Source organism: Streptomyces sp. NPDC057307 (assembly GCF_042667665.1).
Lineage (GTDB): Bacteria > Actinomycetota > Actinomycetes > Streptomycetales > Streptomycetaceae > Streptomyces.
On the sequence record NZ_JBHUZM010000050.1, the window covers coordinates 25,055 to 47,469 of the forward strand.

General features: G+C 71.9%; 20 protein-coding genes. 13 read left to right on the plus strand and 7 right to left on the minus strand.

Going from position 1 to position 22,415, the window contains the following annotated elements:
* Positions 1-103 precede the first annotated feature (103 nt).
* On the plus strand, positions 104-4,033 hold the full coding sequence (locus ACFUN8_RS19050) for a hypothetical protein (protein WP_383638560.1): 3,930 nt from the start codon (positions 104-106) through the stop codon (positions 4,031-4,033).
* A 64-nt stretch (positions 4,034-4,097) separates the two neighbouring features.
* Here the strand turns inward: ACFUN8_RS19050 and ACFUN8_RS19055 are convergent, their stop codons facing one another.
* Positions 4,098-5,480, minus strand: coding sequence for an aspartate aminotransferase family protein (locus tag ACFUN8_RS19055; RefSeq protein WP_383638564.1), 1,383 nt, complete (start codon positions 5,478-5,480; stop codon positions 4,098-4,100).
* A gap of 213 nt (positions 5,481-5,693) precedes the next feature.
* On the opposite strand from ACFUN8_RS19055, the gene ACFUN8_RS19060 reads away from it, so the two are divergent.
* Together ACFUN8_RS19060 and ACFUN8_RS19065 are read left to right on the plus strand one after the other, a co-directional pair.
* On the plus strand, positions 5,694-6,290 hold the full coding sequence (locus tag ACFUN8_RS19060) for a type 1 glutamine amidotransferase family protein (protein ID WP_383638567.1): 597 nt from the start codon (positions 5,694-5,696) through the stop codon (positions 6,288-6,290).
* Complete coding sequence (locus ACFUN8_RS19065; protein WP_383638570.1) at positions 6,287-6,778, plus strand: MarR family winged helix-turn-helix transcriptional regulator; 492 nt, start codon at positions 6,287-6,289, stop codon at positions 6,776-6,778. The genes ACFUN8_RS19060 and ACFUN8_RS19065 overlap by 4 nt, the downstream gene beginning before the upstream one ends.
* Here the strand turns inward: ACFUN8_RS19065 and ACFUN8_RS19070 are convergent.
* Positions 6,740-7,327 (minus strand): VOC family protein, encoded by a 588-nt coding sequence (locus ACFUN8_RS19070; RefSeq protein ID WP_383638573.1) that lies wholly within the window; start codon positions 7,325-7,327, stop codon positions 6,740-6,742. The genes ACFUN8_RS19065 and ACFUN8_RS19070 overlap by 39 nt on opposite strands.
* A 212-nt stretch (positions 7,328-7,539) precedes the next feature.
* Here ACFUN8_RS19070 and ACFUN8_RS19075 point away from each other — a divergent pair, with 212 nt between their 5' ends.
* The 3 genes from ACFUN8_RS19075 (at position 7,540) to ACFUN8_RS19085 (ending at position 11,497) form a co-directional block, all read left to right on the plus strand.
* Positions 7,540-9,570, plus strand: a complete 2,031-nt coding sequence (locus tag ACFUN8_RS19075) for a serine/threonine-protein kinase (protein ID WP_383638576.1) — start codon at positions 7,540-7,542, stop codon at positions 9,568-9,570.
* 154 nt (positions 9,571-9,724) lie between these two features.
* Positions 9,725-10,309 carry a TetR/AcrR family transcriptional regulator gene (locus ACFUN8_RS19080; protein WP_383638579.1) on the plus strand — a complete coding sequence of 195 codons (585 nt, stop codon included), beginning with the start codon at positions 9,725-9,727 and terminating at the stop codon, positions 10,307-10,309.
* A gap of 9 nt (positions 10,310-10,318) precedes the next feature.
* Positions 10,319-11,497 (plus strand): GDSL-type esterase/lipase family protein, encoded by a 1,179-nt coding sequence (locus ACFUN8_RS19085; protein WP_383638582.1) that lies wholly within the window; start codon positions 10,319-10,321, stop codon positions 11,495-11,497.
* A 499-nt stretch (positions 11,498-11,996) separates the two neighbouring features.
* On the opposite strand, the gene ACFUN8_RS19090 is transcribed toward ACFUN8_RS19085, so the two are convergent.
* Positions 11,997-12,803: an SDR family oxidoreductase gene (locus tag ACFUN8_RS19090; RefSeq protein ID WP_383638585.1), complete on the minus strand. Its 807-nt coding sequence runs from the start codon at positions 12,801-12,803 to the stop codon at positions 11,997-11,999.
* Between the two features lie 228 nt (positions 12,804-13,031).
* Between ACFUN8_RS19090 and ACFUN8_RS19095 the strand changes: the two genes are divergently transcribed.
* Both ACFUN8_RS19095 and ACFUN8_RS19100 read left to right on the plus strand, forming a co-directional pair.
* Complete coding sequence (locus ACFUN8_RS19095; RefSeq protein WP_383638588.1) at positions 13,032-13,973, plus strand: helix-turn-helix transcriptional regulator; 942 nt, start codon at positions 13,032-13,034, stop codon at positions 13,971-13,973.
* Between the two features lie 171 nt (positions 13,974-14,144).
* A complete protein-coding gene (locus ACFUN8_RS19100) occupies positions 14,145-15,335 on the plus strand; it encodes an RCC1 domain-containing protein (protein ID WP_383638591.1) in 1,191 nt (396 codons plus the stop codon).
* A 96-nt stretch (positions 15,336-15,431) separates the two neighbouring features.
* On the opposite strand, the gene ACFUN8_RS19105 is transcribed toward ACFUN8_RS19100, so the two are convergent.
* The gene (locus ACFUN8_RS19105) at positions 15,432-16,391 is read right to left on the minus strand and encodes an AraC family transcriptional regulator (protein WP_383638594.1); all 960 of its coding nucleotides are present in this window, start codon (positions 16,389-16,391) and stop codon (positions 15,432-15,434) included.
* Between the two features lie 95 nt (positions 16,392-16,486).
* On the opposite strand from ACFUN8_RS19105, the gene ACFUN8_RS19110 reads away from it, so the two are divergent.
* Both ACFUN8_RS19110 and ACFUN8_RS19115 read left to right on the plus strand, forming a co-directional pair.
* A complete protein-coding gene (locus ACFUN8_RS19110) occupies positions 16,487-17,320 on the plus strand; it encodes an NAD(P)H-binding protein (protein WP_383638597.1) in 834 nt (277 codons plus the stop codon).
* Positions 17,317-17,745 carry a pyridoxamine 5'-phosphate oxidase family protein gene (locus tag ACFUN8_RS19115; protein ID WP_383638600.1) on the plus strand — a complete coding sequence of 143 codons (429 nt, stop codon included), beginning with the start codon at positions 17,317-17,319 and terminating at the stop codon, positions 17,743-17,745. The genes ACFUN8_RS19110 and ACFUN8_RS19115 overlap by 4 nt, the downstream gene beginning before the upstream one ends.
* Here ACFUN8_RS19115 and ACFUN8_RS19120 read toward each other — a convergent pair.
* Positions 17,708-18,118: a hypothetical protein gene (locus tag ACFUN8_RS19120; protein WP_383638603.1), complete on the minus strand. Its 411-nt coding sequence runs from the start codon at positions 18,116-18,118 to the stop codon at positions 17,708-17,710. The two genes, ACFUN8_RS19115 and ACFUN8_RS19120, sit on opposite strands and share 38 nt — an antisense overlap.
* Positions 18,119-18,346: 228 nt before the next feature.
* Here ACFUN8_RS19120 and ACFUN8_RS19125 point away from each other — a divergent pair, with 228 nt between their 5' ends.
* Both ACFUN8_RS19125 and ACFUN8_RS19130 read left to right on the plus strand, forming a co-directional pair.
* The gene (locus ACFUN8_RS19125) at positions 18,347-19,183 is read left to right on the plus strand and encodes a helix-turn-helix domain-containing protein (RefSeq protein ID WP_383638624.1); all 837 of its coding nucleotides are present in this window, start codon (positions 18,347-18,349) and stop codon (positions 19,181-19,183) included.
* Entirely contained in the window at positions 19,180-19,416 is a 237-nt protein-coding gene (locus tag ACFUN8_RS19130; RefSeq protein ID WP_383638606.1) for a DUF397 domain-containing protein, read from the plus strand. Before ACFUN8_RS19125 ends, ACFUN8_RS19130 begins: the two co-directional genes overlap by 4 nt.
* A 63-nt stretch (positions 19,417-19,479) precedes the next feature.
* On the opposite strand, the gene ACFUN8_RS19135 is transcribed toward ACFUN8_RS19130, so the two are convergent.
* Positions 19,480-20,121 carry a DUF4232 domain-containing protein gene (locus ACFUN8_RS19135; protein ID WP_383638609.1) on the minus strand — a complete coding sequence of 214 codons (642 nt, stop codon included), beginning with the start codon at positions 20,119-20,121 and terminating at the stop codon, positions 19,480-19,482.
* A gap of 334 nt (positions 20,122-20,455) precedes the next feature.
* Here ACFUN8_RS19135 and ACFUN8_RS19140 point away from each other — a divergent pair, with 334 nt between their 5' ends.
* Positions 20,456-21,253, plus strand: a complete 798-nt coding sequence (locus tag ACFUN8_RS19140; protein WP_383638627.1) for an inositol monophosphatase family protein — start codon at positions 20,456-20,458, stop codon at positions 21,251-21,253.
* A 95-nt stretch (positions 21,254-21,348) separates the two neighbouring features.
* Here ACFUN8_RS19140 and ACFUN8_RS19145 read toward each other — a convergent pair whose 3' ends face one another.
* Positions 21,349-22,053: a hypothetical protein gene (locus ACFUN8_RS19145; protein WP_383638612.1), complete on the minus strand. Its 705-nt coding sequence runs from the start codon at positions 22,051-22,053 to the stop codon at positions 21,349-21,351.
* Positions 22,054-22,415: the final 362 nt, after the last annotated feature.

Here is a 22,415-nt window from a genome sequence, read left to right on the forward strand (position 1 = left end):
TGGATTGATGGGCAGCCCCCTCCCACCGCGCCTATCAATTACGCTCCGTTCAACTACGCTCCGTCCGGGAACCGCCTTGAGGGCGCGCGAACGGGGGTGGCAGATGGGTCGTCGCGAGAAAGCCCTCGATCCGGCGGCCGGACCTGTCCAGCGATTCGCCCATGACCTGCGCGAACTCCGCCGCTCCTCGGGCACTCCCACCTACCGCGAGATGGCCGGGCAGACCGACTACTCGGCGCCGACCCTGTCCGCGGCCGCCGCCGGTGAGCGGCTGCCTTCCCTGCCCGTCGCCCTCGCCTACGCGACCGCCTGCGGCGGGGACCGCGAGGAGTGGGAGAAGCGCTGGCGCGCGGCCATGGCCGACGTACCGGGCCCCACCGACCAGGCGTGCGACGACGACATCGCGCCGTATCCGGGTCTCGCGCGCTTCGGGCCCGGCGACCGCGAGCACTTCTTCGGCCGGGACGAGTTGCGCGCCGATCTCGTCGCGCTGGCCGGCCGCCGCCGCTTCGCCGCCGTCGTCGGCGCGTCCGGCAGCGGAAAGTCGTCGCTACTGCGCGCGGGCCTCATACCCGTCCTGCGCGAGTCGACCGGTCCCGCCCGCCCGGCGGCGATCCGGATCCTGACGCCCGGCGAGCACCCGGCGAAGACCCACGCGCACCTGCTCCGGCCCGACGGGACGGCTGAGGAGTCCGGGGACACCGTCGTCGTGGTCGACCAGTTCGAGGAGACCTTCACCCTCTGTCGCGACCCCGCCGAACGGGCCGAGTTCGTACGGCTCCTCCTCCGCGCCCGTGCACCCGGCTCACGCCTGCGCGTGATCGTCGCCGTCCGCGCGGACTTCTACGGGCGGTGCGCCGAGCACCACGCTCTCGCGGACGCGCTCAAGGACGCCACCCTGCTCGTCGGACCCATGTCGCCCGCCCAACTGCGCGAGGCCGTCGTCGGACCGGCGACGGCCGAACGGCTCATCGTGGAGCGGTCGTTGACCGCCCGCATCGTCGCCGACGTCGCCGACGAGCCCGGCGGCCTGCCCCTCATGTCGCACGCCCTGCTGGAAACCTGGCGCCGCCGCAACGGCCGTACGCTCACCGAGGCGGCGTACGACGCGATCGGCGGCGTGCAGGGCGCGATCGCGCACACGGCCGAGGGGGTCTTCGCGGGCTTCACCGAAGACGAGGCACGGGCCGCGAAGGCGTTGCTGCTACGGCTGGTCTCCCCCGGCGACGGCACGCCGGACACCCGCCGCCCGGCGGACCGCGGAGAACTCGACGCAACCGGACTCGACGCAACTGGACTCGACACAGCTGGACTCCTCACGACAGGACTCGTCACGACAGGCCCCGACACGACAGGACCCGACACGACGAGAAACGTCCTCGAACGACTCCTGCGCGCCCGGCTCCTGACCGCCGACGCCACCACCGTGAACCTCGCCCACGAAGCGCTCATCACCGGCTGGCCCCGCCTCGGCGCCTGGATCGACGAGGACCGCGACCGGCTGCGCCTGCACCGCAGGCTCACCGCCGCGGCGCGTACCTGGGAGGAGTTGGGGCGGGATTCGGGCGCGCTGTACCGAGGTGCCCAACTCGCCTCCGCCCGCGAGGCGTTCGGTACGGGAAGTGGTGAACTCAACGGCACCGAGCACGACTTCCTCGCCGCCTCGGCCGACGCCCACGACCGGGTACGACGCGCCGCCGCCCGCACCACCCGGCGGCTGCGGATCCTCACCGTCGCCCTCTCCGTACTGCTGTGCCTCGCCGCCGTCGCCGGTCTGACCGCCTGGCAGCAGAGCCGCGTCAACTCCCGCCAGGCCAGGGACGCCGAGGCGCGCCGGATCGCGGCCGTCGCGGGCACCCTGAGCGTCACCGATCCGCGTACCGCCCTGCGGCTGAGCGTCGCCGCCTGGCGGATCGCCGACCTCCCCGAGACCCGTACCGCCCTCTTCGAGGCCGGGGCGCAGCGCGACGTGGACACCTTCCCCGCCCCGCCCGTGGTCGCGTTCGAGCAGGACACGAACGACACCTGGCGGCACATCAGCGACGACGGCCGGACGCTGACGATGACCGGGCCGGACCGGGTGGAGCGCTGGGACCTGACCACGCACCGCCAACTCCCGTCGTACCAGGGCCTGGGCGCGCTGGCCGGCGAGGTGGTCGACATCAGCGACGACGGCCGTAAGGTCGCCGTCGGCACGGCGCGGGGCATCCGGATCTGGGATCTGGCCGCCGGAAAGCTCACCACGGACAGGCCGTTCGGCGGCTCCGCGCTCAACGTCGCCTTCACACCCGGCGGCCGGGCCCTCGTCGTCCACCGCCGGGCCCCGCACCGTCCCGCCGTCCAGCTCTGGGACCCGGCGGAGCACCGCGTGCTGCTCAGCGTCCCGCAGCCGCCGGACGAGGAGCCGTACACCCAAGTCAGCCCGGACAATCGGCTGTTGGCGCTCTGCACGCCCGCACTCCGGCTCCAGGTGTGGGACGTGCGCGAGCGGCGCAGGCTGCCCGCCGCGTGGGCGGACAGCGTCGGTACGGAGCTGTGCGAGGACCAGCACTTCCGCTTCACGCCCGACGGCCGGTCCATCGCGGCGGCGGGGAAGTCGGGGCTGCGCATCTGGGACGCGCGCTCCGGCCAGGAGCGCCCGCACGGGCCCGAGCCGGGGTCAGGGACCGAGCCCGCGATCCGATCGGCGTCGGAGGTCTCGTTCAGCGCCGACGGTACGTACGCGGTGACGGCGGCCGACGGAGCCGTACAGGTGTGGCGGACCGACGACCTGTCCGCACCCGTCCTGCGGCACCCGGTGGGGTCCGCGAGTGTGCTGCGGCTGGACATCGAGGGCGGAGTCCTGCGCTACGAGGAGGGGACGGATCCGGCGGCTGTCGTGCGGACGCTCTCACTGGCGGGCGCCGTACCGCGCCCCGTACGCCAACAGCCCTACTCCGAGGCCCTGTTCAGCCCGGACGGTGGCACTCTCGCCGTCACGGAGGGCGGACGTGTCCAACTGCGGGACGGTGCGAGCGGGCGGCTCAGGGCCACGCTGCCGGAGCCGACCTGTGGCGTGACGGACTGTCCTTCGCCGCTGATGGTGTTCAGCGCGGACGGCCGCACCTTCGCGTACCGGGCCGGGGCCGACACGGACTCCGCCACGGCCGTCGTGCGGAGCGTGACGGGCGACGGAGGCGATGGAAGCGAGGGAAGCGACGGCTACAACGGAGACAACGAGGCCGAAGGGGCCGCCGCCCGACTCGGCAAGGGAGTCGACGGCATCGGCCTCGCTCCGGACGGCCGGTACGCGGTCATCAGCCGAGTCGTCCGTCCGCCCGGGTCCGACCTGGGTCATACGGTGCTGGAACGCCGGCCCCTCGATGACGACCCCGCGACCGCACAGCCGGCCACCCGCCCTGACACCCGCCCCGATACCGGCACCGCTGTCGGCCCCGACGCCCGCCCCGACACCGACGTCGGCAGTGTCCTGGCCGTCGGCCCGAAGGGTCATGTCCTCACCGGGGACAACGAGTTGATCGACCCCGCCACCCGCCGCCCCACCCGCGTCCTGGCGGGCGAGGGCCTCATCGAGAAGGCCGCCTTCAGCCGGGACGGGCGGTTCCTCGCCGTGAGCGACATCGACAGCCGCGTCACCTTGTGGGACGGCCGGGGCCGGCGGCGGCTCGCGGTGCTCGACGTGGGTTCGGGAGGCGCCTACCAGGGCCAGGGCGTCCGGCCGTCGTTCGCCTTCTCCGCCGACGGGAGCAGGATCGCGGTCGGCGACACCCAGGGCACCCTGCGGTTCTGGGAGACGGCCGCGCCGACGAGCGCGGGCTCACCGCTGCCGGCCGTCGACGGCTCCGTACTCGCCCTGGCCTTCGCCGACGGCGGCACGCGGCTGCGCGTCACGACGCCGCGCACGACGACGCGCACCTTCACGCTGGCGCCGTCGCGCATCGCCGAGACGGTGTGCGAACGGGCGGGCGGCGGGCTGTCCAGGGACGCCTGGCAGACCCACCTCCCGTCGCTCGACTACCGCGAGACGTGCTGACGGTCCGGAACCGCACTGCAGCCGGACGGACTGTGTTCGCAGTCCGTCAGCCCGCAGTCCGTCCTCACGCCACGTACTCGTCCGCCACCGCCAGCGCCGCGTCCAGGATCGCGAGACCTTCCTTCGCCTCCGCCTCCGTGACGGTGCACGGCGGGCAGGCGTGCGTGCGGTTCATGTTCACGAAGGGCCACAGGCCGCCCTTCTTGCACGCGGCCGCGAACGCGGCCATCGGCGCGTTCGCCGCGCCGGTCGCGTTGTACGGCACCAGCGGCTCGTGCGTCTCCTGGTCCCGTACGAGGTCGAGCGCCCAGAACACGCCGTGCCCGCGCACCTCTCCGACCGACGGGTGCCGGTCGGCCAGTTCGCGCAGGCCGGGGCCGAGGACGTTCTCCCCGATGTGCGCCGCGTGCTCGACGATCTTCTCGTCGGCCATCACCTTCAGGGTCGCGACGGCCGCCGCGCAGGCGAGCGGGTGGCCGGAGTAGGTGAGACCGCCGGGGTAGGGGCGGGTCGCGAAGGTGTCCGCGATGGCGCCGGAGATCGCGACGCCGCCGAGCGGTACGTAGCCGGAGTTGACGCCCTTGGCGAAGGTCAGCAGGTCGGGTACGACGTCGAAGTGGTCGGCGGCGAACCACTCGCCGGTGCGGCCGAAGCCCGCCATCACCTCGTCCAGGATGAAGACGATGCCGTGCCGGTCGCACACCTCCCGTACGCCCGCGAGGTAGCCGGGCGGCGGGGTCATGATGCCCGCCGTGCCGGGGATCGTCTCCAGGATGATCGCGGCGATGGTCTGGGGCCCCTCGAAGGCGATCGTCGCCTCCAGGTGCTCCAGCGCGCGGGCGCACTCCTCGGCCTCGGTGGTGGCGTAGAAGGGCGAGCGGTAGAGGAACGGCGCCCAGAAGTGCACCACGCCCGCGTTGCCGCTGTCGGACGCCCAGCGGCGCGGGTCGCCGGTCAGGTTGATCGCGGTGGAGGTGCCGCCGTGGTACGAGCGGTAGGCGGAGAGCAGCTTGGGACGGCCGGTGTGCAGCCGGGCCATCCGTACGGCGTTCTCGACGGCCTCCGCGCCGCCGTTCGTGAAGAAGATCTTGTCCAGGTCGCCGGGGGTGCGCTCGGCGATGAGGCGTGCGGCCTCGGAGCGTACGTCGATGGCGAAGGCGGGCGCGAAGGTGGTGAGCTTCGCCGCCTGCTCCTGGATGGCCGCGACGACCACGGGGTGCTGGTAGCCGATGTTGGTGAAGACGAGGCCGCTGGTGAAGTCGAGGTAGCGGTTGCCCTCGTAGTCCCAGAAGTACGAGCCGTCGGCGCCGGCGACGGCGAGCGGGTCTATCACTTCCTGAGCGGACCAGGAGTGGAACACATGCGCGCGGTCGGCGGCCTTGACGGCGGCGCCGGCCTTCGGGTCGACAGTGTCAACAGCGGGGTTGACGTCGAGGTGAGGGGTCATGGCGCCCAGCGTAGAGAGCGGAAGGCGGGGGCGGGAGCGAACACCGTGTCTGATGTTTGCGGTGTGACTCGGCAGACTGTCGCCCTCTCCCGACCCACCCCCGACCCTCCCCTAACCTGCCCGCACCACCCCCTAAATATTGACAGCAAACTGTCGACACGACAGCCTGCTGTCAATATAGTGGAGGAACACCGAGCCAGCAGGAGGCCATCCATGACCGGCAAAACCGTGTACCTCGCCGTGTACGACACCCTCGCCGACTGGGAGATCGGGTACGCCACCGCGCACCTCGCCCAGAACGGCTTCACCGTGCGGACCGTCGGCCCCACCACCGACCCCGTCACCACCATGGGCGGTCTGCGCGTCGAGCCCGACGTCGCGCTCGACCAGCTCGGCGAGCCGGGTGACACGGCGGTGTTCATCCTCCCGGGCGCCGGGCTCTGGGACACCGGTGACGACCTGCTGCCGTTCGCCCGCGCCGCCCGGCGGTTCATCGGCCTGGGCTACCCCGTCGCCGCGATCTGCGGCGCCACGGCGGGACTGGCCCGCGAGGGCCTGCTGGACGACCGGGCGCACACCAGCGCCGTCAGCCACTATCTGGACGCCACCGGGTATCAGGGCGGCAAGCACTACCGGGAGGCCGACGCGGTCACGGACGGCAACCTGATCACGGCCGGCCCGACCGAGCCGGTCGCCTTCGCGCGCGAGATCTTCGCGCTGCTCGGTGTGTACGAGGGGGAGAAGCTGGACGCCTGGTACCGGCTGTTCAAGAACTCGGACGCGAGCGCGTTCGAGGTCCTCAACTCATGACCGGGCGGGAGGGCGTCGGTACGCCGGAAACCCCCGAAGCACCTGAAGCGCCTGAACTGCTCAGCAGGACCGCCCTCGGCGTCTTCCGGCTGAACGGCCAATTCCTCTCCGTGGCAGAGGAGTTGGCCGCCCCGGCGGGCCTGACCGCCGCCTGGTGGCAGGTCCTCGGAGCCGTACTGCCGCAGCCGCTGCCCGTCTCCGGGATCGCCCGCGCCATGGGCATCACCCGGCAGAGCGTGCAGCGGATCGCGGATCTGCTGGTGGAGCGCGGACTCGCGGCGTACGAGCCGAACCCCGCCCACCGCCGGGCGAAACTGCTCACTCCGACCGAGGACGGCCGCGCGGCGGTCCACGAGATCCGGCCGGGCCACGCGGCTCTCGCGAAGCGCCTCGCGGAGGAGCTGGGCGAGGAGGACTTCGCCGGGACCGTACGGGTGCTGGAGCGGCTGTCACGCGCGATGGACACGATCGGCGGCCGGCCGGGCTGACGACCCGGGTCCTGACCTTCGGCCGGGCTGACGACCCAGGCCCTGTCCGCCGGACGGAGCCCAGGTCTTGTCCGCCGGGAAGAAGTCGGCGCTCTGGACGTAGGCCATCGCCTCCGTGAAGACGGGGTCGGCCATCCGCCGGCCCAGCTCCTCCTCCGTGACGTCCTCCAGATGCGTCTGGATCCACCACAGATTCCCGAACGGATCCCGCACCCGCCCCACCCGGTCCCCGAAGGCGAGGTGCGTCACCTCGGTCACCGACGTCCCGCCCGCCTCGACCGCGCGGCGGTGCACGGCGTCCGCGTCCGGCACGAACAGCCGCAGGAACGCGGGCGTCGGCGGCCACTCGGGGCGCGCGTCGAAGCACATGACGACCGCGTCGCCGATGCGCGCCTCCGCGTGCTCGACGGCTCCCCGCCCGTTGGTCATCCGGCCCAACTCCTCGGCGCCGAAAGCTGCCTTGAGGTAGTCGAGCAGGCCGGCGGTGTCGTGCGAGATGATCCAGGGAGTAACGGTGGTATAGCCCTCGGGAACCGGATTGACGGTCACGCCAGTCTCCTTGCGTACGGGTTCGTTCGGCTTCATGCGGCTTCGTTCTGCTTCGCGTGTTGTCCTGAGTCCGACGCTAGGTGTCAACTAGGCCAGTTCCTGTCCTCGTCGGCGGCCGACCGCCGGTTTTCCCGTGACCGCGCAGCGCCACGACGGCGGCACTATCCTCGGCCCGGTCGGGCTTGGGGCATTTGGGGGAGGGCCGTACGGCCATGGAGAAGCTGGCTGCAGAAGATCCACAACGCATCGGCGCGTACAGGTTGTTGGCGCGCCTCGGCGCGGGGGGCATGGGACAGGTCTATCTGGCGCGCTCGGACCGGGGCCGTACGGTCGCGGTGAAGCTCGTACGCAAGGAGCTGGCCGAACAGGACGAGTTCCGCAACCGGTTCCGGCTGGAGGTCGCCGCGGCCCGGCGGGTCGGCGGCGCGTGGACGGCACCCGTCCTCGACGCGAACACGGAGGCCGCGGTGCCGTGGGTCGCGACGGGGTACGTGGCCGGGCCCGCGCTCCAGGAAATCGTCTCGGGCACGGGCGGGTCAGGCACGGGCGGAACCGGCGCGAGCGGGTCCGGCGGGAGCGGGTCCGGCGCGCACGGCCCGCTGCCCGCGCGCTCGGTACGGATACTCGGCTCGGGTCTCGCCCACGCCCTCCAGGACATCCACGGCGCCGGCCTGATCCACCGCGACCTCAAGCCGTCCAACGTCCTCATCACCATCGAGGGCCCGAAGGTCATCGACTTCGGCATAGTCCGCGCGCTGGAGACGGTCACCGACGCCGCGCTGACCCGGACCGGCGGGCTGGTCGGGTCACCCGGTTTCATGGCGCCGGAGCAGGTGCGCGGCACGTCGATCACGCCCGCGTGCGACGTGTTCTGCCTGGGCTCGGTGCTCGCGTACGCCGCGACGGGGCGGCTCCCGTTCGGTACGGCCGACACGGCCGTGCACGTGCTGATGTTCCGTATCGCGCAGGAGGAGCCGGACCTGTCCGAACTCCCGGAGGGCTTGCGGGAGTTGGTGGGCGACTGCCTGAAGAAGGACCCGAAGGAACGCCCGACCCCGGCGCAGATCCTGGCCCGGGTGGGCGAACCGGACGAGGACGGGAACGGGGACGGAGACGGGAACGAGCCCTGGCTGCCCGGCACTCTGCTCGCCCAACTGGGCAGCCACGCGGTGCAGTTGCTGGACCACGAGGAGCCGGGGGCGCGTACGGCGCTGGCGTTCTCACCGCCGCCGGTCCCACCAACCCCGGCCTCACCGACGCCCCCGCCCGCGGATCAGCCCCCGCGGCCCGGGAGCCATGGGACGGGCGGCGGCAACGCCGTACACGGTGTGCCGACGATGATCGGCACACCGTCCCCGTCCGCGACGCCCCCACCGGCACCGCAACCGCAGCAACCACCACCGCCTCCGCCGCCACCCGCGCACTACGGCTATCCGCAGAACCAGCAACCTCAGCAACCCACGCCCTCGCTACAACCACAGCAACCGCAACAGCTCCAACAACCGCCTCTCCCCCAGCAGTACGGCTACCCCCAGCCCGGCCAGCCCCCGCTCCCCCCATGGGGCGCGACACCGCCGTACGGCCCGCCGCCCTCCAACTACGGCTATCCCTCGCCGTACGCCCCGACGCCCGCCCCGCCGCCCGAGCCGCCACGCCGCAGTGCACGCGGCACGGTCGCGCTGATCGCCGTCGCGCTGGTCGTCGCGCTGGGCGCGGGCGGTTCGGTGTACGCGTTCATGGACAGCGGCAGCGAGAAGAACGACTCCTCGAACAACCGGGCGGACAGCGCGGCCGAGGACAAGTCGTCGGCCGACGAGAACACCCCGTCCGAGGACGCGCCATCGGCCACGGACTCCCCGTCGGCGTCGGAGGACGGCGCGGGGGCCGGCGACGTACCGAAGAAGTACCTCGGCTCCTGGTCCGGCACCATCGAGGGCCCGGCGGGAGTCAGCACACGCGAACTCGCCATCCGGCAGGGCGAGTTGGGCGACACCGTCCTCGTACTGACGGCGGCGGGCCCGACCGACACGGGCGGGACCTACGAGTGCGTCTTCGAGGCGGCGCTCGACGGGGCCCCGGACTCCGGCCCGCTGAAGGTCGGCCCGTCCAAGGTCACGACGGGCCGCCCGATGTCCTCCTGCACGCCGGGCGCGGCGACGGAGCTGACGATTCTCCCGGACGGCCGCCTGCGCCGTACGACGCTGGCGGACGGCGAGTCGGTGACGTACACGAAGGGCGGCTGACCGGGCCTGACGGGGCCGCCGGGCCTGACGAGCGGGCCTGACGAGCGGGCCTGACGGGGTTTCCTTCGGTGTGCCTGAATCGATCACGCACTTGCCTAAAGCCTTTAGGTAAATGCATAATCGATTCAGGCACACCGAAGGAGATCCGAGCCCCATGTCACCCCGCGCAGGACTGACCACCGACCGCCTCGTCCGGGCGGGAGCCGAGCTGGCCGACGAGGTCGGCTTCGATCAGGTGACCGTCTCGGCGCTGGCCAGGCAGTTCGACGTCAAGGTCGCGAGTCTGTACTCGCACGTCAAGAGCAGCCAGGACCTCAAGACCAGGATCGCCCTGCTCTCGCTGGAGGAAATGGCCGACCGGCTGGCCACGGCGCTCGCCGGACGCGCGGGCAAGGACGCCCTCGCCGCCTCCGCGAACGTCTACCGCGACTACGCCCGCGAGCACCCCGGCCGCTACACCGCCGCCCGGCTCCCGCTCGCCCCGGAGACCGCCGCGGCGAGCGCCGGCCCCCGGCACGCCCGGATGACACGGGCGATCCTGCGCGGGTACGGCCTGACGGAGCCGGACGAGACACACGCGGTACGGCTCCTGGGCAGCATCTTCCACGGCTACATCAGCCTGGAGACGGTCGGCGGCTTCAGCCACAGCGCACCCGCGTCGGAAGAGACCTGGGTGTGGATTGTCGACCGCGTCGACGCGCTGCTCCGGAACTGGCCCACCCCCGACGACCAGCAATAGGCAGACACCATGAGCACGAATCAGAACCTGACCCCCACCCCCATCACCACCGACATCCTGCGCGGCGCCCTCGATCTGGAGCACACCGCGCAGGGCCTCCTCCCGCACCGGCTGCCCGCCTGGGCCCGCGCCCAGAACACGGATCCGCAGCTGGCGATGGCGGAGGCCCAGTCCTCCGGCGTACGGCTCGCTTTCCGCACCCGGGCGACCACGGTCGAGCTGGACACGCTGCCCACCAAACGGGAGTACGTCGGCGCCCCGCCGCGCCCCGACGGCGTGTACGACCTGCTCGTCGACGGCCGGCCGGCCGGCCGGGCCACCGTGCCGGGCGGCAACACCCTGATCATCGACATGACGGCGGGGACCGCCGAGCAGCGGCCCGGCACACCCGGCACGGTCCGCTTCGACGAGCTGCCCGACGGCGAGAAGGACGTCGAGATCTGGCTGCCGCACACCGAGACCACCGAACTCGTCGCGCTGCGCACCGACGCACCCGTCGAGCCCGTACCGGACCGGGGCCGCGCGGTGTGGCTGCACCACGGCAGCTCGATCAGCCACGGCTCCGACGCCGCGAGCCCCACCACGACCTGGCCCGCGCTCGCCGCGTCCCTGGGCGGCGTGGAGCTGATCAACCTGGGCTTCGGCGGCGGCGCCCTGCTCGACCCGTTCACCGCTCGTACGATGCGGGACACCCCGGCCGACCTGATCAGCGTCAAGATCGGCATCAACCTGGTCAACGCCGACCTGATGCGCCTGCGCGCCTTCACCCCGGCCGTCCACGGCTTCCTCGACACCATCCGCGAGGGCCACCCCACGACACCGCTGCTGGTCGTCTCGGCGATCTACTGCCCGATCCACGAGGACACCCCCGGCCCCCTCGCCCCGGACTTCTCCAGCATGGCCGAGGGGCGCGTACGGTTCCTGGCGACGGGCGACCCGGCGGAGCGCGCGAGCGGAAAGCTGACGCTGAACGTCATCCGCGACGAGCTGGCCCGGATCGTGCGGCAGCGGGCGGCCGAGGACCGGAACCTGCACTACCTGGACGGCCGGGAGCTGTACGGCGAGGCGGACTACGCCGAACTCCCCCTCCCGGACGAGGTCCACCCGGACACCCCCACCCACCGCCTCATCGGCGAACGCTTCGCGAACCTGGCGTTCACACCGGCCCGCCTGAACCCCGCCGGGTGAACCGCGCCGGGTGAACCCCGCTGGCTGAACCCCGCTGGCTGAACCCCGCTGGCTGAAACCCCGCTGCCTGAACCGCGCCGGGTGAACGCCGTTGGGGTCAACCCCGTTGGCCGAGCCCCGCCGTCGAGGCCCGGCCAACGGGCCTGCCCGCGTCGTGGGCATCCGGCCCCGGCCGCCCCGGCGAGCACGCCGATGTGCATGTACGAGCCGATGTGCATGTACGACTCGGGCCGGAGGGCGAGCCCACCCGTCGTCCGCCGCAAGGTCGGCTCGCGCAGCCGCAGCCGGAGCCGCAGCCGCAGTTCGCAGTTCCGCGGTACGCCTCCGCAGGAGCGGGCGCCTGGGCCGACCTCACGGCCGTACGCCCTGATGCCCCTGGCCGACAGGGCTCCGGCCGACGCAAGCTTCGGAACTGCGCGCCGCCGGGCCGGAAACGACACTCGCGGAGGCGGGCCGGCCGCCCCCACCGGCCGCCCCCACCACTCCCGCCGCCAACCGCTCAGCCGAGCTGCCCCGTCGGCATCAGCGTCAGCTGCTGGAAGTTCACCCGCGCCGGCAGCCCCGCCAGATACCCGACCGCCCCGGCCACGTCCTCCGGCGTCAGCCACTCCAGCGACTCGCGGACCCCGTCCAGCCACTCCAGCGCCCCGTCATCCGTGACGTGCGACTGGAGTTCCGTCCTGACCAGCCCCGGCTCCAGCGCCGAGACGCGCACGTTCTTCGGCCCCAACTCGGTCCGCAGATTGCGGGACATGTGGCTGACGTACGCCTTCGTGCCCGTGTAGACGGCGAAGTTCTGGAAGATGTTCTGCGCGGCGATCGACGACGTGTTGATCAGGTCGGCGACGCCGCGCTCCTCGGCCGCCCGCACCAACTGCGGTACGAACGCGCCGATCACATGCATCAGTCCACTGATGTTGATGTCGATCTGCCGCTGCCACAGCTCCGTGGTCCGCTCCTCGATCGGCGCGGGCAGCATGACTCCGGCGTTGTTGAACAGCAGGTCCGCGCCGCCCAGTTCGGCCTCGACGCGGTCGGCCGCGGCCTGTACGGCTTCGGGGTCGGTCACATCGGCGGCGATGGCGATCGCGGTGCCGCCGTTCTTCGTGATCCGGGCGACCAGGTCGTCCAGCCGGTCCGCGCGCCGGGCGATGACGGCGACCGAGGCGCCCAGCTCCGCGAGGTGCTCGGCGGTCGCCGAGCCGATGCCGCTGGAGCCGCCGGTGATGACGGCGACGCGTCCGTCGAGGGACCGGGACTTGGTCTTCGTGCCAGCGTTAGTGCTCGTGTTCGTGTTCGTGGACATGGCTGAGCCTTCCTCGAAGGTTTCCGTGGTTTCCGTGGTTTCCGTGATCTCCGTGAACTCCCGTGAGTCACGGGCGGCCTGGCGACTCGTCCGCCGCCTCCCGGCCCCACATCCAGAACACCACCCCCGGCCACCTCCCCGGCCGCCATAACGGACCCTGCCCAGGGAGGTACCGCCAGGACCACCCACGCCCCGCCCCACCCCGCCGCGAGGACCCACACTGGACACATGGCCCACGGCACAGGCAGCACCCCCGGCACCCCCGACACCACCGGCACCCCCAACACCCGAAGCAGCGAACTCGCCGACTTCCTGCGCTCCCGCCGCGCCCGCATCACCCCCGACCAGGCCGGCCTGCCCGCCGACGGCCGTACGCGCCGCGTGCCCGGCCTGCGCCGTGACGAGACGGCCCGCCTCGCCGGGGTCAGCACCGAGTACTACACCCGCCTCGAACAGGGCCGGGCCACCAACCCCTCCCCCGAGGTCATCGACGCCCTGGCCCGCGCGCTGCGCCTGGACACCGACGAGCGCGAGCACCTCACGGACCTTGTCGCGCGCCCCGCCCCTGCCCGCCACACCCCCGCCGCCCCGCAGCGCGTCCGCCCCGGTCTGCACCTGATGCTCCAGACGCTCGACCACGTACCGGCCTTCGTTCTCGGCCGCCGTACCGACGTCCTCGCGTCCAACCGGCTGGCCCGCGCGGTCGTCACCGACTTCGACGCGATGCCCGCGACGCGCCGCAACATCGCCCGCTACTACCTCCTGGACCCGGCGGCGCGCGAGCGCGTCGGCGACTGGGAGCAGATGGCCTCCGAGACCGTGGCCATGCTCCGCCTTGAGGCGGGCCGGTTCCCCAACGACCGGCAGCTCGCCGACCTGGTGGGTGAACTGACCCTGCGCTGCCCGGAGTTCACCGGCTGGTGGAACGACCACCGGGTCCTGCGCCGTACGCACGGGGCCAAGCACTACCGCCACCCGCTGGTCGGCGATCTGCACTTCAGTTACGAGGCGCTGCAGCCGCCCGGCGACCCGGACCAAACCCTGTGCGTCTACAACGTCGAGCCCGGCTCCCCGACGGCGGAGGCGCTGCGGCTCCTCGACAGCTGGACGACCCCACAGCCCGCCGCCGCCGCTCCGAGCGCGCAGAAGAACGCGCCGAACACCCCGTAAGGCGCGACGACGGCGCCCGCGACGCGCCGACCCGCACCCCGTTCGGGTCGCGGTTCGGGACCATCCGGGTGTGCGGCCGGTCGCGCCTCTGAAGGTGGCCAACGAGCGACTCGATGATCAGGTGCGGGCCCGCAAGGACGGGCCCGCACCATCACGAGAGGAAACATCCCCATGCGCCGTAGTCGCGCACTCCTGACCGCCGCCCTCACCGCCGGTCTCGCACTCGCCCCGCTGGCCACGGTCTCCGCCGCGCCCGCCAAGGACAACCCGTCGGTTCTGAGCTGGGGCGCGGGCAGCACCGGCCAGCTCGGCAACGGCGCCGCCAAGGACAGCTCCACCCCGGTGCCCGTCTCGTCCCTCTTCCGGGGCGACGTCGACCGGATCTCCGCGGGCGGCACCTCCTCGGCCGACTCCTTCGCGCTCGCCCTCTCGAACGAGACGGTGAAGGCGTGGGGTCACAACGCCTCCGGCCAGCTCGGCAACGGCGGCCGCACCAACCGCAACGTCCCGACCGCCGTCGCGCGCCTGGTGGACATCACCGACGTCGCGGCCGGCGGCGAGCACGCGCTCGCGCTGGACGGCAACGGCCAGGTGTTCTCATGGGGTGACAACAACTACGGCCAGCTCGGCAACAACCGCACCGGCGACACCCGCGCCATCCCGAACGCGGTCCAGGGCCTGCCCAAGGTCAAGCAGGTCTCGGCCGGCTGCGACTTCAGCCTCGCGCTGACGGAGACCGGCAAGGTGTACGCCTGGGGCCGCGGCGTGTACGGCCAGCTGGCCAGCGGCACCCGCGCCACCAGCTCCGTACCGCGTGAGATCCAGGGCCTGTCGAACATCACCGACATCGACGCCGGCTGCCACCACGCGCTGGCGGTGACCGCCGACAAGACCGTCAAGTCCTGGGGCCACAACGCCTCGGGCCAGCTCGGTGACTCCTCCACGAAGAGCAGCGTCACGCCGGTCGACGTCGACTGGCTGAAGGACGTCAGCGACATCGAGGCGGGCGCCAACCACAACTACGCGATGACCGGCGACGGCCGCGTGTGGGGCTGGGGCAACAACCAGAACAACCAGCTCCTGGAGGCCGACCCGGCCGCCAAGGGCACCAAGTCGTTCACCAACCGTACGGCTCCGATCGACATCCCCCGCCTGGAAGGCGCCCAGCAGGTCGCGGCCGGCGCCCAGCACGGCATCGCGGTCTTCGGCGAGGACGTCTTCGCCTGGGGCCACAACACCGAGGGCCAGCTCGGCAACAGCAGCACCACGTCGAGCATCCAGTCGGTCCACACGCTGAACACGAACCCGGCGATCCAGCACGTGGCGGCCTCCCTCGGCGGCAACACGAGCTACGCCTACTGATCCACCTGATCCACTGAGCGACTGATCCACCGAGCCTCACCACCGGCCTCCGGGCCCGGCACATCGCCGGACCCGGAGGCCGTACTCCGTGCAGAATCAGGCAGTTGTCGCCCCGACCGGGGCCGCGCCCCGTCGGAAGTCGCTCGGGTTGGCGCCTCGGACCCGTTTGAACGCCGCGCTGAAGCCGAACGGGTCGGAGTACCCCACGGTGCGGGCGACGTCCGCGACGGTCGCGTCCTCCTGGTCGACCAGCAGGTCCGCCGCGAGCGTCATGCGCCAGCGGGTCAGGTACGTCAGCGGCGGTTCACCGACCAGATCGGCGAACCGCTTGGCCAGCGTCGAGCGCGACACCCCCGTGCGCTCGGCCAGCGCGGCGACCGTCCACGGCGCCGCCGGCTCCGCGTGCAGCAGCCGCAGCGCGTCGCCGACCACCGGGTCCCGCTGCGCGGCCCACCAGGCCGGCCGCTCGCCGCCCGGCCGGTCGAACCACTCGCGCAGCGTGCAGACCAGCATCCAGTCCAACAGCCGGTCGAGCACCACCTGTTGGCCCGGCGTATCGACGGCGGCCTCGGCGGCGAGGTGGTCCAGCACGGCGTCACCCGTGCCGCCGCCCTCCGCGCGCAGCACGACGGGCAGCGCGTCCAGCAGGCGGCGGCTGATCTCGCCACGTACCGGATAGGCGCCGACGATCAAGGTCGCCCCCTCGCCAACGCCGTCACCACCGCATCCGACGTCGTGCCAGCCGAGCCGGTGCCGGGTCCCGCCCTCCTCCGGCACCGCGCAGTGCTCGCCGCACGCGATCGGTTCGGCCCGGGTGCCGACCTCGTCGACGAAGGTGAACGTGCCGGGCCCGCGCACGACGATCGTCTCGCGGTCGCGAAGCCGCTCGGGAGGCCCGTACTCCGGCACGATCCAGCCCTCCCCGTCGAGCACGGTGCACAGGGTCAGCGGCGCGCCGTCCACGAAGTGCAGTGCCCACGGCGCGGACAGGGTCGAGCTGCCGAACAACGAGCCGTTGGCCCGCACCCCACGGATCAGGTCACTGAACACATCCATGCCACCGAGGCTAACCGACCGCGTAAGACGAATGGACAGGCGATCCGGCTTCTCACCTATGGGATCGTCCGAGTCGGCCCTGTTCAATCGGAGTCATGACCAACGACACCACTCTTGTCCTCGGCGCGACCGGCAAGACCGGCCGACGCGTCGCCGCCCGGCTCCGACTGCACGGCACACCGGTACGTACGGCCTCCCGGTCGAGCCCCACCCGCTTCGACTGGTCCGACCCCGGCACCTGGGACGCGGCCCTGCGGGGTGTCGCCGCCGTCTACGTGGTGCCCCCCGGTGTGCCGGGCCCGGTGCACGAGTTCGTGGCGCGGGCCGAGGCCGCCGGAGCGCGGCGGCTGGTCCTGCTCTCCGGACGCGGCGCCGACACCTGGGGCGACTCCACGTTCGGGCTGGACATGAGGTCGGCAGAGGACGCCGTACGCGGCTCGGCGCTGGAGTGGACCGTCCTGAGGGCGTCGAACTTCGATCAGAACTTCGACGAGGACGTCTTCCATGCCCCACTGCTCGCCGGGGAGTTGGCGCTCCCGGCAGGCGCGGTCCCCGAGCCGTTCGTCGACGTGGACGACATCGCCGACGCCGCGACCACGGCGTTGACGGAAACCGGGCACGCCCGCCGGATCTACGAGTTGACCGGACCCCGCGCGCTCACCTTCGCCGAGGCCGTCGAGCTGATCTCCCGCGCCTCCGGACGCCCCCTCACGTACCGGCAGATCTCCACCGCCGACTACGCCGCGGCACTGGTCGAGGAGGGCTTGAGCCAGAACGACGCCCACCACGTCGCCGAGATGTTCGTGCTGATGGAACGCGGACTGTTCGCCAAGACGACGGACGATCTCGCCACCTTGCTGGGACGCGCGCCCCGCACCTTCGAGGAGTACGCCCTGCGGGCGGCGACGGCGGGAGCGTGGGGACGATGAGCACCGACGCCGCTGCACTGACCGCCCAGGACCTCGAATTCCTCCGACGCCCGCTGTACGGCTTCCTGTCCGTGGCCGGTGGCCCACTCCCGCCGCAGCCCCGCCCGGTGTGGTTCGAGGCCACCGCAGAGGGCACGATCCAACTGTTCACGGGCCCGGACACCCTGAAGGTACGGCGGCTGAGCCGCGACCCCCGCGCCTCGCTCGTCGTCGCCGCCCCCGTGGGCGAACGAGAACGCTGGCTGTCGGTCGCCGGCCCCACCACGGTGGAACCCGACGGAGCGGACGACCTGTGCACCCGCCTGGCCGCCCGCTACTGGGACCTCGCCGACCCGGCACGCGCCGCCGAACTCGCCGCGATGCGGGCCGGAGACCTGGTCCGCATCGTCATCCACCCGGAGACGGTGAGCCGCTACGTGAACTGACCCGCCCCTCGTCCTCTCCCTCCCCGAACGACATCGGGTGACCGAACAGAGCGGCGGCGGCGTTGCGCAGGATCGCCGGATGCACGAAGCGCTCGGGGTGCGAGGGCGGGCAGTACCAGAACAGCGGCCACGTGTCGCCACCGAGCGCCGGCACCGGTACGTAACTCACCGTGCCGCTCACGGAGTTGAACCGCGTCACGCCCGGCGCCCAGACCCGGTTCGCGGTGCTTCCGGCCGGGAGGTAGAAGTACACCGCCCGGCACCCGTTCGACTCGGTGGCGATCGGCCCGGGATCGCCCGCCGTGATCGAGTCCATCATGTCGGCGAGCCGCCGCCCCTCGGCGCCGTCGACGCGCACGGCGTCGAATCGCACGCCCGCTTTGCGGAGTTGGAATCCAGTCTTGGGTAGCCAGGGGAGCGATGAACGCTCATTCTGTGTATTCACGCGGACATTCTGCGTAGTCACCGCTAGCGTTTTCCATGGCGCGACGGGAGCCGTCGGACACCGGTTGACCTGCACGAACTCCCGTTACGTGAGGTCGTTTCCAGTCCAGATCAGTTGTGACCGGTTGAGTCCGGTCGAGTCGAAACGGTGATCGCAATGGCGCGAGCGGAAAACAAGGAATCGGCGGGCCCGGCAACGCGATTGGTGGCGGACATCGCCCGCATGATGCGACTGCGAAAAGGGATGACACAGGAACAGGTCGGCGTAGAAACAGGCTTCTCGGCGGCGGCGATCAGTGCGATGGAGACCTGCGCGCAACCGGCGAGCGACCAGATGCTGGTGGCGCTCGGAGGGGCGCTGGGCGACGAGTTGGGCATCTTCGAGCAGGCGCGGGAGTACGTACGGCTGGACAAGTACCCCGCGCAGTTCAAGAACTACGTGCTGCTGGAGCAGCGGGCGGTGGGCCTGTGCCTGTACGCGACGCTGGTGGTGCACGGCCTGTTCCAGACGGAGGCGTACGCGCGGGCGCTGATCGGTGGGGGCTATCCGCCGCTGTCCGACGAGCGCGTGGAGGAACTGGTCGAGGTGCGGATCGCGCGGAGGGCGCTGTTCGAGCGGGAGCCGACGGCGCTGATCGAGGTGATCCTGGAGGAGTCGGTGCTGCGCCGGGTGATCGGGAGCGAGGAGGTCATGCGTGACCAGCTTTCGCACTTGGCGGAGTGTGCGAAGCGCCGTAACGTGACGCTGCAGGTGCTCCCCCTGGACTGCACCCTCATGGGCGAGTATGCAGGCGCTCGCGGCGAGATGGATCTGCTCGAAACGCCGGAACACGACCGCCTGGTCTACCTGGAGCCTCAGGACGAGAGCGTGCTGATCTCCGACCCGGCAAAGGTAAGCACGTACGCCCAGCGTTATGCGAAGATCCGATCACAGGCCCTGGGCCCTCGCGAGTCGCTGGGCCTCATCGAGCGGTTGGCGGGAGAACAGGAATGAGCAGCACCTTGCGGTGGTTCAAGTCGAGCTACAGCAACCCCAGCGGCGGCGACTGCGTCGAGATCGCCTTCGACTGGCAGAAGTCGAGCTACAGCAGCGACAGCGGCGGTAACTGCGTCGAGGTGGCCGCCTGCCCCCACGCCGTACACGTCCGCGACTCGAAGGTCACCGAGGGCCCGACCTTCGCGGTCGCCCCGACAGCCTGGACGACGTTCCTCACCTGGGCCGAATAGTCCGCGACCCCCCTGCCCGTCGCGCGATCGGGCAGGAACGGGTCCGGCTGTTGTTCGTTCGGGTCAGCCCTCGCCCTGACCGGCGCTGCCCATCGGGCCGACCTTCACCGAGGAGCCGCCGCCGTCCGTGACGGGCAGCGTGGCTTCGCCCGGCCACTCGATCGAGACCGACTTCGTCTCGTCCGGCGGGGTCACCACGAGCGACGTGACGCGGACGCCGGAGCCGCCCGAGTCGTTCATCGGGTAGGTGACGCCGAAGAAGATCGAGTCCCCGTCCTTGAGGATGGTCGTGTCGACCGGCTCACCGGTGCGCTCGGCGGAGATCATCCCCGAGTCGGTCCCGAGGTCGACGCCCGCGTACGCGGCCAGCGCGCAGTCCCGGCCGGCGCCGTTCTTGAACTCCACCGCGACGGTGCCCTCGGCGTCGCCTCCGACGGTGGCGTCCGACGCGGTGATGTCCAGCTCGTCGGTACGGCACTTGCCGATCTTGCCGTTCTCGTTGGAACCGGTCCCGGCGACCGTTCCCTTCCCGCCCTCCTCGTCCGAACCGCCCGAGCCGTCCGAGCCCGCGTCGTCGGGCGCGGAAGACCCGGTGGACGTGGACGACGGGTCGGCCTGTCCCGTGAGGTCTTCGTCGTTACAGGCCGTGAGCGAGAGGGCGGTGGCGATGGCCAGGGCGGCGAAGGTGAGCTTGCGAACGCGCATCGTTTCTTCCTCAACAGTGAGTACCAGCGAGCATTTCTGATCACCAAGAGCGGCCCGGCTCGGGGGAGCGTTCCGCCCAACCGACCGCTAATACATCCCTGTTACACGCACAACCAGGCACAACACGCCCCACCACCACCCTCGCACCACCCCGCCCGTACCGCCTTCGGGCCCTCACCCCAGGGCCCGAACGCCTGTCCGCCGAGAGCCCGACACGGCGGTTCCCACACCCATTCCACACCTGCCCACGCCCGCCACCCGCTGGGACAGACCCGTAACCCGCGGGCCCTTGACCACAGCCGGTGACAAGTACCGCGCCGGGGGGCTGCGGGACATGACCAACTCACACGCGGGCCGTGGCGATGCCGGGGTCGCGATAGCCGCGGCGCGTGCCGGCGCGGACGTGGTGCGCGGCATGTACGGCCGACGGCTCACCCGTATCAACAAGGGCGCCGGGGACTTCGCCACCGCAGCGGACATCGAGGCCGAGAAGGCGATCCTCGCGGTCATCCGTGCCGCTCGCCCCGATGACTCGGTGCTCGGCGAGGAGGGCGGGCAGCGGGGTGCCGCCGATACCGCGCGCCAGTGGTTGGTGGATCCCCTGTGCGGCACGGTGAACTACGCCGTCGGCAACGTGCTGGTGGCCGTCAACGTGGCGCTGCGCGACGGGGCGGCGGCGGTGGCCGACCCGTTCAGTGGCGAGGTCTTCTTCACCGACGGCGAGACGGCCTGGATGCGGCGCGACGGTGCCGATACCCGGCTGACTCCCACCCCGGCCTCTCAGCTCGTGGACGTCAACCTGGACCCGCCGTTCCCGAGCGCGCCGGGCTTCCGGGCCGTGGACCTGCTGGCCGACCCGGAGTTCGTCGAGCGGTTCCGGCCACGAGTCGTGTCCACGACGCTGGCCCTGGCCTGGGTCGCGGCCGGCAAGCGCGCCGCGTACATCACCGACGGCGGCGACTTCTCCGCGAGCGTGCACTTCGCCGCGGGCATCGCTCTGTGCCGAGCCGCAGGCTGTGTGGTCACGGGGATCGACGGAGCCCCGATCGGCAAGGCAGGCAGGGGACTTGTCGCGGCGGCCGACACCGAAACGCATGGGCTGCTGATGTCGATGATCGGCCGCCGGAACTAGAGCCTGTATCCGGTCGTGACCGACGGATCACGTCACGAGGCTCCCAACAGCGGGTCGTGCATGTACCTCGCCTCGCGGCGTCGGACGGACGGGCCTCAGCGGTCGCCGTCGAGGTCGACGCAGAGGACCAGCAGGCAGAGCCCCGGGTCCGACTCCTCCGGCGGGTCGGCGGCCGGGGGCGGCGGTGCGGGGGCCGGGGTGGTGGGCTCGTTCGGTTGTTGGGTCGGGTCCTCGGCCACCGGCGGGGTGTCGGGCGTCTCGGGGGTGGTGGGCGACTCGGGCTGCGTCTCCGCCGTGGGGCGGGAGTTGTCGTCCGGCGTGTCCGGCGGCGGGGTCTTCCGCTTCGCGGGGGCGTCCACCGGGGTGATCGCGGTCGCGCTGCCGGGGGCGTTGTCGGCCTTGGACGGGCCCGTACCGCCGGTGCCGCTCTCGGAGTGCCGCGGGTCGCGCGTACGGGGCCGCTCGGCCTCCGAGCCGGTGTCGACGGAGCCCGCCGACGAGGTGGACGGAGCCGTGGACGGGTCCGGCGTCGAGGACGCCTGGGCCTGGCCGGCGGAGGGCCGGGACGACGGCATGAAGGCGAGCGTCAGCCCGCCGCCGACGAGCGCGACGGTCGACGCGACCACGGCGCGGCGCCGCTGCTTCTTCCAGTCAGCCATCCGCCGCCGACGGGCGGCGCGACCGGTCGCGGAGGCGGTGGAGGGACCGATCGGCACGTCCACGTCCACGTCCACCTGAGCGTCCGGTTCGTGGAAACCGGGGAACGCGTCGAACTCCCGCGTGTGGGATATCTCGGCCATCACCGCGACCGTCGACGGAGTGTGGTGAACGTGCGAGCCGGCGGGTGCGATGTCGGGGGCGTAAGCACCACAACCGGGGCACACGAAAACCCCGTTGAGGGTCCGACGGCACGTAGAGCAGTAGTCCATCCGCGATCTTTCTGTGCTGACTGCGCCGTCTGGAAGCCGACGACCGGTCTGGTTCCGCACTCAGGATCGAGCGCGCAACAACCTAACGGCCTCTCCGGGAGGCGGTGCGAACCCCATGTGTCACTCCTGCGAAGATCGCGAAACGGTGCGTCCGGAGCGGGCACGCCGGCGCTGGACAGACTGATCGGCCACTGACGCCACCCACCGGAGGGGTGCGGGGCCGGGTGCACCCG